This window comes from Scytonema sp. PCC 10023 (assembly GCF_963920835.1).
Taxonomy (GTDB): Bacteria; Cyanobacteriota; Cyanobacteriia; order Cyanobacteriales; family Nostocaceae; genus Kalymmatonema.
This window is the reverse complement of sequence record NZ_CAWUDP010000177.1, coordinates 1-10,972: the sequence shown is the minus strand read 5'-3', so window position 1 is coordinate 10,972 and position 10,972 is coordinate 1. Positions and strand designations below refer to the sequence as shown.

At 45.1% G+C, this 10,972-nt stretch carries 16 protein-coding genes and 1 pseudogene; 9 read left to right on the top strand and 8 right to left on the bottom strand.

What is annotated here, in order from left to right; translation table 11 throughout:
* Nucleotides 1–65: 65 nt before the first annotated feature.
* From ACM0OZ_RS46270 to ACM0OZ_RS46235, 8 genes and pseudogenes are all read right to left on the bottom strand, one after another.
* Nucleotides 66–648, bottom strand: a pseudogene (locus tag ACM0OZ_RS46270) (helix-turn-helix domain-containing protein); the annotation flags it as partial.
* A gap of 14 nt (nucleotides 649–662) precedes the next feature.
* On the bottom strand, nucleotides 663–1,523 hold the full coding sequence (locus ACM0OZ_RS46265) for a hypothetical protein (protein WP_414589707.1): 861 nt from the start codon (nucleotides 1,521–1,523) through the stop codon (nucleotides 663–665).
* The gene (locus ACM0OZ_RS46260; protein ID WP_414589706.1) at nucleotides 1,513–1,755 is read right to left on the bottom strand and encodes a hypothetical protein; all 243 of its coding nucleotides are present in this window, start codon (nucleotides 1,753–1,755) and stop codon (nucleotides 1,513–1,515) included. Before ACM0OZ_RS46260 ends, ACM0OZ_RS46265 begins: the two co-directional genes overlap by 11 nt.
* 930 nt (nucleotides 1,756–2,685) lie before the next feature.
* A complete protein-coding gene (locus ACM0OZ_RS46255; RefSeq protein WP_414589705.1) occupies nucleotides 2,686–3,738 on the bottom strand; it encodes a hypothetical protein in 1,053 nt (350 codons plus the stop codon).
* 277 nt (nucleotides 3,739–4,015) lie between these two features.
* The gene (locus ACM0OZ_RS46250; RefSeq protein ID WP_414589704.1) at nucleotides 4,016–4,867 is read right to left on the bottom strand and encodes a hypothetical protein; all 852 of its coding nucleotides are present in this window, start codon (nucleotides 4,865–4,867) and stop codon (nucleotides 4,016–4,018) included.
* Nucleotides 4,857–5,099: a hypothetical protein gene (locus ACM0OZ_RS46245; protein ID WP_414589703.1), complete on the bottom strand. Its 243-nt coding sequence runs from the start codon at nucleotides 5,097–5,099 to the stop codon at nucleotides 4,857–4,859. The genes ACM0OZ_RS46250 and ACM0OZ_RS46245 overlap by 11 nt, the downstream gene beginning before the upstream one ends.
* A 199-nt stretch (nucleotides 5,100–5,298) precedes the next feature.
* Nucleotides 5,299–5,649, bottom strand: a complete 351-nt coding sequence (locus tag ACM0OZ_RS46240; protein ID WP_414589702.1) for a hypothetical protein — start codon at nucleotides 5,647–5,649, stop codon at nucleotides 5,299–5,301.
* On the bottom strand, nucleotides 5,646–6,173 hold the full coding sequence (locus tag ACM0OZ_RS46235) for a transposase (RefSeq protein ID WP_414589701.1): 528 nt from the start codon (nucleotides 6,171–6,173) through the stop codon (nucleotides 5,646–5,648). The genes ACM0OZ_RS46240 and ACM0OZ_RS46235 overlap by 4 nt, the downstream gene beginning before the upstream one ends.
* Nucleotides 6,174–6,390: 217 nt before the next feature.
* Here ACM0OZ_RS46235 and ACM0OZ_RS46230 point away from each other — a divergent pair, with 217 nt between their 5' ends.
* The 9 genes from ACM0OZ_RS46230 to ACM0OZ_RS46190 all read left to right on the top strand — a co-directional run bounded on the left by ACM0OZ_RS46230 (nucleotide 6,391) and on the right by ACM0OZ_RS46190 (nucleotide 10,906).
* Nucleotides 6,391–6,603, top strand: a complete 213-nt coding sequence (locus ACM0OZ_RS46230; RefSeq protein WP_414589700.1) for a hypothetical protein — start codon at nucleotides 6,391–6,393, stop codon at nucleotides 6,601–6,603.
* A 53-nt stretch (nucleotides 6,604–6,656) separates the two neighbouring features.
* Nucleotides 6,657–7,013, top strand: coding sequence for a hypothetical protein (locus tag ACM0OZ_RS46225; RefSeq protein ID WP_414589698.1), 357 nt, complete (start codon nucleotides 6,657–6,659; stop codon nucleotides 7,011–7,013).
* Complete coding sequence (locus ACM0OZ_RS46220) at nucleotides 6,997–7,329, top strand: hypothetical protein (protein WP_414589697.1); 333 nt, start codon at nucleotides 6,997–6,999, stop codon at nucleotides 7,327–7,329. The genes ACM0OZ_RS46225 and ACM0OZ_RS46220 overlap by 17 nt, the downstream gene beginning before the upstream one ends.
* A gap of 11 nt (nucleotides 7,330–7,340) precedes the next feature.
* Nucleotides 7,341–7,616 (top strand): hypothetical protein, encoded by a 276-nt coding sequence (locus ACM0OZ_RS46215; RefSeq protein WP_414589696.1) that lies wholly within the window; start codon nucleotides 7,341–7,343, stop codon nucleotides 7,614–7,616.
* Between the two features lie 13 nt (nucleotides 7,617–7,629).
* Entirely contained in the window at nucleotides 7,630–7,812 is a 183-nt protein-coding gene (locus ACM0OZ_RS46210) for a hypothetical protein (RefSeq protein ID WP_414589695.1), read from the top strand.
* Between the two features lies 1 nt (nucleotide 7,813).
* On the top strand, nucleotides 7,814–7,966 hold the full coding sequence (locus ACM0OZ_RS46205; protein WP_414589694.1) for a hypothetical protein: 153 nt from the start codon (nucleotides 7,814–7,816) through the stop codon (nucleotides 7,964–7,966).
* Nucleotides 7,959–8,234 (top strand): hypothetical protein, encoded by a 276-nt coding sequence (locus tag ACM0OZ_RS46200; RefSeq protein ID WP_414589693.1) that lies wholly within the window; start codon nucleotides 7,959–7,961, stop codon nucleotides 8,232–8,234. Before ACM0OZ_RS46205 ends, ACM0OZ_RS46200 begins: the two co-directional genes overlap by 8 nt.
* Nucleotides 8,221–8,838 carry a hypothetical protein gene (locus tag ACM0OZ_RS46195; protein ID WP_414589692.1) on the top strand — a complete coding sequence of 206 codons (618 nt, stop codon included), beginning with the start codon at nucleotides 8,221–8,223 and terminating at the stop codon, nucleotides 8,836–8,838. The genes ACM0OZ_RS46200 and ACM0OZ_RS46195 overlap by 14 nt, the downstream gene beginning before the upstream one ends.
* Nucleotides 8,839–9,052: 214 nt before the next feature.
* Nucleotides 9,053–10,906 (top strand): hypothetical protein, encoded by a 1,854-nt coding sequence (locus tag ACM0OZ_RS46190; RefSeq protein ID WP_414589691.1) that lies wholly within the window; start codon nucleotides 9,053–9,055, stop codon nucleotides 10,904–10,906.
* Nucleotides 10,907–10,972: the final 66 nt, after the last annotated feature.

Here is a 10,972-nt window from a genome sequence, read left to right as displayed (position 1 = left end):
GATTTTGGTGGCAATTTTTTACGATCGCTCTCCTACCCCTCTGAACGGTTACGTTAACACGCTCGTACTGCTATTTCTTGGTCAGTTTTTCCCCAGACATAACCACTTAAGTCTCCCCACAGCAGATGACACTCATCTATAAGCAATACTCTCAAAAGTCCTGCTTCTATTTCCTTTCTGCGGCTTGCCAACAATGTAACAAGACTGTTTTTTTTTACAGCAACAGCGTCTGGCGAGGCTTTTGGATTTTGCTTTGTGGTTTTCTTCAAACTGATTCCTGCAGCATCAAACAAATCGTAATAGCTCCGTTTTGACTTCCTAGTTACGTCATATTCAAAAGCCAATTTGTATTCTAGCTTGCCAAGTTCCCAGCAATACGAGTGTTTGCAACCAACTCAATACTTCTTCTCGCTGTTCGGCACAAAGAGTGGCTTTTTCTTCCCTTGTGGTTTAACCGCAGTCCCGAAATTCCATATTCCTCGACAGCTAGTGCTTCCAGCCTGTTATCGAACAAGCGTGACACATCTAAAATTGTTTGAATTTCCGAGATACTTGTAACCTTGATAAACCAGCTTGACTGCCAATGCCTTCCTCACCTCACGTGCATCGCAGACGTTGAGCGATAAATTCTTGTAGTTCTGCGATCGCTCAAAGCCTTGGAATTATTCCAGTTTTTGCAGTACAGTACCTTGCAGAAATCTTGTGGCTCCGTTTAGTCGCTCGACCAAGATGTCGCCGTCTTCGTCTGGCTCTGACGCCACTGTATACCTTTCGCCGCGATACCAGACTTTCTCGCCAATCGCAAATTCTACCTTTTTCGAGGTTGCTGCCTTCTCTATCACTTCCACGTTTTGTGGCGAAAGAATACTTGTTCCCCCACTGCTCCAGGCAATTACAGGATAAGTTTCGTTGATAAGTGGCTTCTCTTCAAAATCCACAATTATTCCCACTTGCCCAGCAACGCCTCGCTTATCCCCAATTTCCAGCCTAGACGCAGGCGCGGTTTCTTCTGATTGAGATTCTATATATTCTGCTAGCTCCTGTTGTGCCTTCTCCCAGGTTTGAGGCGAGGCTTCAACTAATGTCGCTTCCTTTTCAATCAAAGGCACTATTTCCTCTGTGGGCAAGATGAGAGCGATTGCCTCACTCAACTGCTCCGGAATCTCTAACCCTTTTAGAGCAAGAATCGCTTTCTCTCTCAGTAGCAATCCTTCGGCTGCTATCGTTTGCGCCGATTTACCTTCCATGGACATTTGCCTGGCCAGAGAGGATATGGCGTTCTGGTCATACACTGGAGGAATTTGGGCGTACCGCTGACCGTTCACGTCGCGCCGAATAACATCGCTCTTTGTTGGCGCTACTTTCTTTGCTTCCTGATTTATTGATTTCATCCTCGAGCGTACCTCTTGTACGCTAAGAGGATTCTCTGCTAATTCTTCTATGATGGGCTGGTACTTCTCGCTGCTCACAGCCATCATTGTTTGTATATCGAGCGCTTCGATACTTTCGATTTCAAGCCCCATGAGATGCTCCGCGACCTGAGCATATCGAGTCGCCGTACTTGGCAGCCATCCCAAAGACTCTCTTATCTCTTTCCATTCCTTGGGGGCTGATGTACCCGGGAGCAACCCAAATCGTTTGACAAAAACTCAAAAATACTCTAGACAACTCCGCCGCTTGCTCTTGAATCTGAGCCAAAAAATTTTGGTTGTTTTCGGTTTGGGCGATCGCATCTGCGTTGAATTCTGCTACCATTGGTTTAAGAAATTTAGATTTTTCAAGCGAGGCGCTCAAGTTTTCCAGACAGTGGGCGCTTCGCTTTTCAGTATTTTACCACGATGGCAGACATTTCAAGAGAGGAATTTGGGGGCGATTGCAAGGGAATTTGTGCCAGAGGCTCACGCATCTATAGACAAGTGACGAATGGCGATTTGAACTCTAGGGTTTTCATGGGCAAGATAAAGAATTCAATCTTAGGAACAACAAGCAGAGCGATTGCGCGGAGCGCAGTGCCCCGAATCGCAATCGCCTGCTTAACGTAACACCACAGCCACCGATTTAGTTATCCAAGGTCTGCAACGCATTTTGGGCTCGGTTCCTGGTACAGAAACAAGTGTAGAAACTTGTCGGTTCGCGGACTAAATGAAAAATTTTCAACGGAGTTACAGGGGTTCTGGCTCCCTATGTCGCAGACTAAATGAAAATTTGTCGCGGAGTATATGAAAAATTCCTACCGAATTCGCGGAGTAATTGAAAATTTCCACTCCTCTTGGGCAGAAAAGGTGCAAACACAATACAGGATAAGGCTTTGGAGGAATAATTCTGTAGATTGCGATCGCCGTGTATTACGAAAAAATAAGGGTTACACAAATATATTTTCAATTAGTCTGCGACAAATTTTCACATAGTCTGCGACGATTTTCACTTTGTCCGCGAACCGACAAAACTCGTCTTGCCCAACTGGAAGAATTACTAGCAAACGGTAGTGACACACGTATTGACGACAGTACAGAAACACGCTTAACTCACCTAGAAATCAAACTTGAAACAGTAAAACAGTGAACAGTACCAGCCGCAGTGACTAGTCAACAGCAAGAAATGACTGATAACTGATAACTGATAACTGGTACTGCGCTTCCTTGATAACTGATACTGCGCTTCCTTGATAACTGATAACTGTTTCGATTACTGTTGTGTCTTTGGTTTTGGCTTTGGCATCTCAAGCGGCTTGCCCTTGAAGTCCTTTGTGGGCTTGCCCTTAAATGTTCGCTCAGCACTCGAGCCTGAGGCAGTTGGTTTACCTCTTGGTGGTCCAAAGTCTTTGCCAGCAGCCTTAAGAGCCGCTTTCTTTTGTGCCATTGCCGTAGCTTTATCATCCTTACTTGCTTTTAGGAACCTTGGTGGCTTCTCCTGTGGCAATTCCAGTAATGAGTCAAATTCAAAAGCGTCCCGATGCGGCACGAACTTTGCTTTAATCTGTATGAATACTGGGCGTCCTTGTTCTTCTTTTGGGGCTTTGGGATTGAACCGGAACGGCGGTACCAGTGCGTCTCTCCAGAACAAAGGTAAATGACTCGCTTTCATGAATTTTACTTTTCTTGCTGGTTCCGACTGTTTAATATGATCCAGCCGTTCCTTAGTGAAATTCTTGAAAACAGAGATACACGGTGTGCGGCACACAGGAATAAACTGCCACAGCCCGCAAAGTTTAAACTCCATGTCCTGAAGTTGCTGTGAAATGGTATCGTCTTGGCGTCCTTTGTCAAAACCAACCACTTGAAAGCTAACGTTCGGCGGCTGATCTCTGCCAGGGAAATGAGTAAAGTTGGGGTAAACAACCAGTCGTTGGATAGATTCGCCAGTCGCCTCTATCTCTTTCTTAAGCGCATCATATGCTCTCTGTTTGCGTGAAGCATAGAGCAGTGGATATTCTTTGTTGCCAATGGTGATAGTGCTTCTCTCCTTATCCTCTGAGAGTGTGAAATTTACCTTGCCAGTAATTATCCCAATTGCTTGAAATAATGCAGAAGAATCAGTAGTCTCTGACTGATTTTCAGTCTTGTTTTCCTCTTGGGGTGCAGGTTGCGACTGTTCTTCTTTTGACACAACTTCATCTTTTTCCAAGTTATTTACTTGGTTTTGTGTATTATCATCTACTTGTTCTGGCTTAGGTGCTGCTGATTCTAAAGGAACAGCAGTTTTGCTAGGCTTGTTTTTGATAGGTTCTGTAGAAGCCATAATTATTATTTTTGAGAAGTGAGCGCGAATATACGACGCTCACTTTATAATATAAAGCCTTGGCTTTTTGTGGAGTGATGCCGAAAAATACGCGGCGTACCCCCAGTTATCAGTAAACAGTGAACAGCTACCTACGCAGTACCAGCCGCCAGTGATCAGTTGGCACTGCGGTGACAGTTTCTAAGGCTTTAGGCGTGGATGGATGCGCGTATAAGCATTTCCAAAAAATCTTAGAGGAATCGATATGGGAATTCCCATATCGCTCGAAGTCCTGGAATCATTCCAATTTTTGCAGTACAGTACTTTCCAGGAATCTCGTAGTTCCGTTGGGGCGAGCGACTAAGATATCGCCGTCTTCGTCCGGTAGCGATGCTACGGTATACCTTTCTTTCCCGTACCAGACTTTATCGCCTAAAGCAAATTCTATATTTTTTGAAGCTGCTACCTCCTCTACTTTTATATTTCGTGGTGAAAGAACGCTTTGTCCTCCACCGCTCCACGAAATCACGGGATGTATCTCATCAATGAGTGGCTTCTCCTCAAAATCCACAATTATTCCCACTTGCCCGGCAACGCTGACCTTATCCCCAATTTTTAGAGCAGGCGCGGTTTCCTCTGATTTCGATTCTATATATTCTGCTAGTTCTTGTTGCGCGTTCTCCCAGGTTTGAGGCGAAGCTTCAACTAATGTCGCTTCCTTTTCAATCAAAGGCACTATTTCCTCTGTGGGCAAGATGAGAGCGATTGCCTCACTCAACTGCTCCGGAATCTCTAACCCTTTTAGAGCAAGAATCGCTTTCTCTCTCAGTAGCAATCCTTCGGCTGCTATCGTTTGCGCCGATTTACCTTCCATGGACATTTGCCTGGCCAGAGAGGATATGGCGTTCTGGTCATACACTGGAGGAATTTGGGCGTACCGCTGACCGTTCACGTCGCGCCGAATAACATCGCTCTTTGTTGGCGCTACTTTCTTTGCTTCCTGATTTATTGATTTCATCCTCGAGCGTACCTCTTGTACGCTAAGAGGATTCTCTGCTAATTCTTCTATGATGGGCTGGTACTTCTCGCTGCTCACAGCCATCATTGTTTGTATATCGAGCGCTTCGATACTTTCGATTTCAAGCCCCATGAGATGCTCCGCGACCTGAGCATATCGAGTCGCCGTACTTGGCAGCCATCCCAAAGACTCTCTTATCTCTTTCCATTCCTTGGGGGCTGATGTACCCGGGAGCAACCCAAATCGTTTGACAAAAACTCAAAAATACTCTAGACAACTCCGCCGCTTGCTCTTGAATCTGAGCCAAAAAATTTTGGTTGTTTTCGGTTTGGGCGATCGCATTCGCGTTGAATTCTGCTACCATAGTCGTAGTTTGAATTAATATATTTAGGCGAGAGCGCTCAGGTTTACTAGACGAGGGCGCTCTTGTTTTGTGTTTATTTTACCATGATGGCAGATATTTCAAGACAGGAATTTGAGGGCGATTGCAAGGGAATTTGTGCCCCGAATCGCAATCGCAGCCATCCCAAGCGCCTAACTCACCCCTAAGCACCTGGGCGGTATTATTGTAATTCACCTGGTTTAAGAGAAAGCGCTTCGTTAATCTTAGTACCGAGATGACGAAGCGCCTTCTCTTTGACATATTCACAAGCACTGCGAGCGCTCTCTGCCAGAATTGTGTCAGTGTTTGGAGTTAACTTGAGCGCTCCTCCAAGATATCCTAGTGCTTTGCAGTAAGAGTCAGATAAATTGGTAGCTGCCAGTCTTTTTACTCGCTGATGGTCCCCGCTTTGAAACGCTGTTAAAGCTTCGCGGTGTAGGTCGGTTTCAGGTTCGCCCAGTACGTCAAGAATGGCTTGAACTGCTTTTTGGACGCATTCTGTCGTGAATTCAGTATTGACTGTGGTAGTCATTTTTCTTTACTCCTAAATTTCCAATTTTTATAATCCTCGGCAGCTACTTGAGGAGCGTAAAGCTTCTCCCAATTGCGCTGAAAATGTTCACGGATGATACGCGAAACAAATCCAATCGCAGAGTCACGGTCATAATGAATGGCAATTTTCAATAGAGCATAGTTTTGTGTACCAAGCTCGATATAGTTGATACTTCTCCTTTCTGCATCAGGAGGTAAAGCAATGGTTCGTAGGGGATTAGCTTCTAAAAGACTATTATTTTGAATTTGCCTAATATAAGGCGGTAGTTTTTCAACCCCCTGCTCAACTACTATCTCAACCCATTGGGAAAAATCGCCCATTCCCCGATTAAGAGCGTCAAACTCAGCTAAATCAAGGTAATAATCTCGGTTTCTAGCAATCCAACCTCGAGTAAATTGCGTTACCAAGACCTTGTCCGAATCGCCCGACACCTCCTTGAAAGTGTCGATATGTTTAGAGTCTTCGGGTGTTACATAGTAGTAAGCCAACTGATATTTACGCATCTACAATCTTGAGCAATCCTTTTATTCAAGATTTTATATCTTTTATCAAAAATATGATACCAATTTAATGAAATTTGATAATATAGGACTACTTATAGCGTACGCAATTCATAAGGAAAGGGCGTCAGACGGAGGTAGGCTCTCCATCTGACCTTACTCCACCGAAGTAGAGCGTACCAACCTACCAGAAACAGCCTGATAGGAGGCAATTTAAATTATGCATCCGCGTGAACTCAAAGAAAAATATAAATTATCACTAACAACGCTTGCTTTTTACCTAGCATGCGATCGCCGGACAGCAGAAAGATATTGTTCATTCACTTCAGATGACCCCAGACCACCTGTTTTTCTGCTGTGCCAATTGCTTGATCTGTACTGGCAAAATATAGGACGGGTACAGCCGCCACCTTTTTTGACCCAGGCAATTTGACGGACTAACCCACGACTTCTCGCCGCTACCCATCTGTAAGGATGGGTTTTTTAATGAAATCAGTTGAACAAATTCTGAAAGTTCTGAAGAATTCATGGATGGCGTGTCAGCAATTATTCACAAATTCATTAGATGACGTAGTACCCAATATCGCGTACTTCACAAAGCAGGATATATGCAGCACTCTAGGCATCTCTATCTCTACGCTTGCTAGATACAGAGATGACTTAATCGGGCTAAAAATTCCTGGTTTTGAATGGACATTTTACTCAACTGTATGCGATCGCCACTCTGTAGAGATACTGCACCAATACACGCAGTTGGTGCGAATGCTACGGAAAGAGGTCGCCAAAGAAAACATCAAACAGCACATGGAAACATTCTGGAGGGAGTATGACAAACGAGCGTAGACGTGGAAAATCGACAGTATCCGCCGGACAAAAGAATGCAGAACAAGGCGGACAACATCTGCAATCCTTGCTACAACAGCAATCTGAGCAAGCAGGCTTGATGATAGCGGATAATTTCCAGGCTCACAGCCTCATGTGTGCGATTAAATTTATGCAATCAGGGCAATATGGACCGAAGACGGCAGCGGTTCTTGATGCATTCACCACGGGTACATCAAGCCCTTTGGAAGAGTGGGGCAATCAGATCCAAGCCTGGAATCAACCCGCGCTCTTATCCTCAGCCTCAGAATCCACTGGCTCATCTACCTTAGATTGATAGGGGTCGTCATGCATCCAGAAGTAGATGAGCGCTCTGAGATGATTGGGTGGGTTCCCGTGAGGGGGCATCGACCATCAGCTAGTACAGGTGTATCTATTGGTGGACTACCCCAACTTATCATCGCAGTTGCGGCAATCATTGGGTTATCGGCTTTTGGTTCATACTTTTTCGCCAAGAACCAGAGGTCAGAGAATGAGATACAGCAAGCTCAACAAAGAGCGATCGCAGCAGAAAAACAACGGTTTTATCAATGCATTGAGGGGCAAGGTGGAAATAGTCAATAATTTTTTAAATTTTGTGGCTGAAGTTGCAACAGTTTCTTATTGCGATGCCATAGATGCAATGTGGAACGGTGACCAAGATGGCTTTGAACGCAACAAAAACCGGACTGATTTGCTTAGCGCAGTTGCGAATATCGACGGTAAAGACAGATGGACTCCTGTGAAAAATCAAGTCAGAAGAGAGATGGGGAGAGGTTAACATGACTGAATATATAAACACCGGGTTGCTAACAGGGAAACCTGAATCACCTACATCTGCTTGGATACTGGAAGAAAAGCCAAAGGAACAAACAGGGCAGGCAGAAACTTCACCGACGGAAACTTCATCTAACCCAAAGCAAGCCAATGAGTAATGAAGAGTTTCTGTATAAACTTCAGCAAGTTCTCGTCGCCATGTCTGAAATTTGGGATGAGCCACAATGGGAAGATTTAAACGAAAAGTTGCTCGAAGAAAACTATGGATATGTTGGCTTGACTGATGCACAAATATCTTTTGCCCGTGCTGAATCGCTATTAAACCCATCCCAAAGAATGGAACACATCGGAACGCGAATTGATAGATGGAAGCAAGAGGCGGTAGAGAGACAGATACAGGAGGCGCTTAAAGATGGTAGAAGCTAATTCCAAACAAGGGGCAACAACGCTAAATCAATTTAGAAAACCACTCACCCGTGGGGCTGATTACACAATAGGAATCAAGCCGAAGCTGGAACAACTTACAGTTTCAGCAACGGGTAAAACTGACAAGGAAGCGGAACTCCATATTGCCAACTGTCGCCGCATCGGCAATGAATGGGATATGGTAGGCGCTGAGTTTGATGTGCAGACTAAAATGCATAATGCTCATCAAAAAATGTTCGGTGCTGCAACTGCTCAAATCAATGCCTCGACTTCATATATTAATGGATTGAGCGCCTGGAATAAAAATCAGGTGGCAATTTCTAATGAACGCATTAGCGCCAATGAAGCAAGGGTGGCGATCGCATCTGTACCAGTTGAAATTCAACGGCAGAACGTTGAGCTTGAAAAGAAAAAAGAAAACCTGATTAAATCGAGAATTGAACTTGAATCGTTGCTTATGACCAATTCTCAAGCGAGAGAGGATTTAAGCCACGATAAAATGATGGCGCGGCTCGACGGGTACAAAATTGAAGTGAAGCTACCGGAACTTATCACCCAAAACATTAGCGGGTTACTTGACCATGAGCCAAAAGGGAATCTCTAATGTACTGGTTGTCGCTTTATTTGCTGGTTGTCAGCAGTTCAATGACACTTTGTAGAATCTCAAAAATTCTGCAACTTCATCTCTTTGTGTGGGGCTTGTTCCTTTTTCTTGCTGGTCTTTTTTGGTATTTCTGGCAGGAAAGGTATGGAAAACCTGAGCCTAGTACACAAGAAATAATGCTTAAGTGTGGGTTAATCCCGGTAGCAATTACCTCATGCATAATTTCTCTCTTGAGATAGTAAAAAATTACTGTGCCTGTAGCGTTAGTGTTACAGGTATTCTACTCGGGGTTACTTACCCCGATTTTCTTATCATTAGCAACTTGGTTTCTTTGGGCGCTAGCTTCTGGGTATTACGTCGTGTGCCAGGCTTGCGGCTTAAATCAGAATTAGCAGCTGCTCAACATCGTACCCGCTGGCGTGATGGTGTGCTTGCTGAGGTTGACCGAACCGCCAAATCATTGCAGGAACAGCTTGAGGAGAAAGCTCAAGCACTCCAAGAAACAGAACTGGCACTTCGCGAGAAAGCACGACAGTATCAGCAATGGGAACAGATGCTGATTGCTGCTGAGCAAAAATTTGGTGAAGTTCTAGAAAGTAACAAAGCTTACTATGAAGAACTGTTGCAGCATCAACAGCAAGATTTCCTCTCAGAAATTCAACTGAGGGAGAACACCATAGCGCTGCTGCAAAATAAAATCATGCGTATCGCCAACCGACCTGACCCGAAGCAAGGATTCGCGGCATGGGTAGCAGCGCTATTACTAGAGGCGTTAGAGCAACATGAAGTATACTGCCGACTGGTCAGTTACCAGAAAATCCCTGGTAGCCGAGAGGTGAGTATATGGGTAGACCTGGAACCAGGACAACAAAGTAGAAAGCTGGAGGCGATCGCCAAAGAAGTCGGTAGTTGGGTGAAGTTGGGCGAACCGTCCATCACTTGGGATGGAGATGAGTGCATCTATGAATTCCACTTTGCCCCTAATGCATTCTATGAGGATGAATTAATAGGCGGCATCGATGAAGCAGCGGGAGTAATCATTGAGGAACCACAGGGTGATTACTTGGCTGAGTTTATCCGGAATACTGACAGACTCTCAGCATTCATCAATGGTGATTCTGGTAGCGGTAAATCTACTTTTGTAAACAATTACATCTGCTTGATTAAGCGAATCTTTGAGGAGGATGGTGAATTAGTAGAAGTAATCATTGTTGACGGGAAAGACCCCGATTCACCTTGGGAGATTGACGGAGTGCAAATGATTCCCCAGTATGGTGGAATCAATGATCCAGATGATGAAGATGAGGAGAACTGGATTGAAAACGACTGCTTGGCAGGACTCCAGGTGATGAAGCAAGATGTCTACCATCGACTACGCGCAAAACGTAAAGCGCGGGACGAAGGGCAACCTATGCCAACTTTCCCCAAGCGTATATATGTAGTGGATGAAGCAGAGGAGATTTATTCCATCTACAGTAAAGACGCATCTAAACCAATTCTCTCAGCCGCTCGACTTGGAAGAAGTGGAGGTATTGCGGTTGTGGTCATCGGTCAGAACTCCAACTGTTCTGCTTACGGTTTTCAAATTCCAAACCTCAATAATTTTGTACGTGCTTACCTCCGAGAGAATGCCAAAAAAGGAATCAAGGACGCGGTTCCGACGGCGAGCGATCGCAAGCCATTGTTGCAGCAAGTCTCAGCGCGTGAATCCATTTCCAAAGGCTTGCCGAAATCTGACCCCCGCAAGTATTGGGGATTCTTCAAGATAGCGGGTGAGCCTGGGTTTGTTGCACAGTTGCCACCCCCAAACGCATATTCGGTTAGCGGTGACCAATTAACGGTTGACACTTCACCGTTAACAGTCAACAGTCAGCAGTCACCAGCTGCTAAACCACGAACAATCATTGAAGCGGTCGAAGATGCAAAACTTATCGAGGCAATCAAAAAAATCAAAATCACGGGCGAGGGGCGTCTCACCGAAATCATTTCAAAGGTATGGGGTGTTGAAGTCGGTTCCCGCGCCTACCGCAAAGCCCGTGAAGAGTACCGCAGGCTCACAGGAGAATAATCCTTATGCTGCTAGGTATGCTCCAAACTGGGGTGAAATCTCACTCGCTTGCCGCAAGGCAACTCG

Coding starts and splice junctions, on each gene's coding strand:
- ACM0OZ_RS46265 (WP_414589707.1), bottom strand. CDS start 1,523: ATGGGGCTTGAAATCGAAAGTATCGAAGCGCTCGATATACAAACAATG.
- ACM0OZ_RS46260 (WP_414589706.1), bottom strand. CDS start 1,755: ATGGTAGCAGAATTCAACGCAGATGCGATCGCCCAAACCGAAAACAAC.
- ACM0OZ_RS46255 (WP_414589705.1), bottom strand. CDS start 3,738: ATGGCTTCTACAGAACCTATCAAAAACAAGCCTAGCAAAACTGCTGTT.
- ACM0OZ_RS46250 (WP_414589704.1), bottom strand. CDS start 4,867: ATGGGGCTTGAAATCGAAAGTATCGAAGCGCTCGATATACAAACAATG.
- ACM0OZ_RS46245 (WP_414589703.1), bottom strand. CDS start 5,099: ATGGTAGCAGAATTCAACGCGAATGCGATCGCCCAAACCGAAAACAAC.
- ACM0OZ_RS46240 (WP_414589702.1), bottom strand. CDS start 5,649: ATGACTACCACAGTCAATACTGAATTCACGACAGAATGCGTCCAAAAA.
- ACM0OZ_RS46235 (WP_414589701.1), bottom strand. CDS start 6,173: ATGCGTAAATATCAGTTGGCTTACTACTATGTAACACCCGAAGACTCT.
- ACM0OZ_RS46230 (WP_414589700.1), top strand. CDS start 6,391: ATGCATCCGCGTGAACTCAAAGAAAAATATAAATTATCACTAACAACG.
- ACM0OZ_RS46225 (WP_414589698.1), top strand. CDS start 6,657: ATGAAATCAGTTGAACAAATTCTGAAAGTTCTGAAGAATTCATGGATG.
- ACM0OZ_RS46220 (WP_414589697.1), top strand. CDS start 6,997: ATGACAAACGAGCGTAGACGTGGAAAATCGACAGTATCCGCCGGACAA.
- ACM0OZ_RS46215 (WP_414589696.1), top strand. CDS start 7,341: ATGCATCCAGAAGTAGATGAGCGCTCTGAGATGATTGGGTGGGTTCCC.
- ACM0OZ_RS46205 (WP_414589694.1), top strand. CDS start 7,814: ATGACTGAATATATAAACACCGGGTTGCTAACAGGGAAACCTGAATCA.
- ACM0OZ_RS46200 (WP_414589693.1), top strand. CDS start 7,959: ATGAGTAATGAAGAGTTTCTGTATAAACTTCAGCAAGTTCTCGTCGCC.
- ACM0OZ_RS46195 (WP_414589692.1), top strand. CDS start 8,221: ATGGTAGAAGCTAATTCCAAACAAGGGGCAACAACGCTAAATCAATTT.
- ACM0OZ_RS46190 (WP_414589691.1), top strand. CDS start 9,053: ATGCATAATTTCTCTCTTGAGATAGTAAAAAATTACTGTGCCTGTAGC.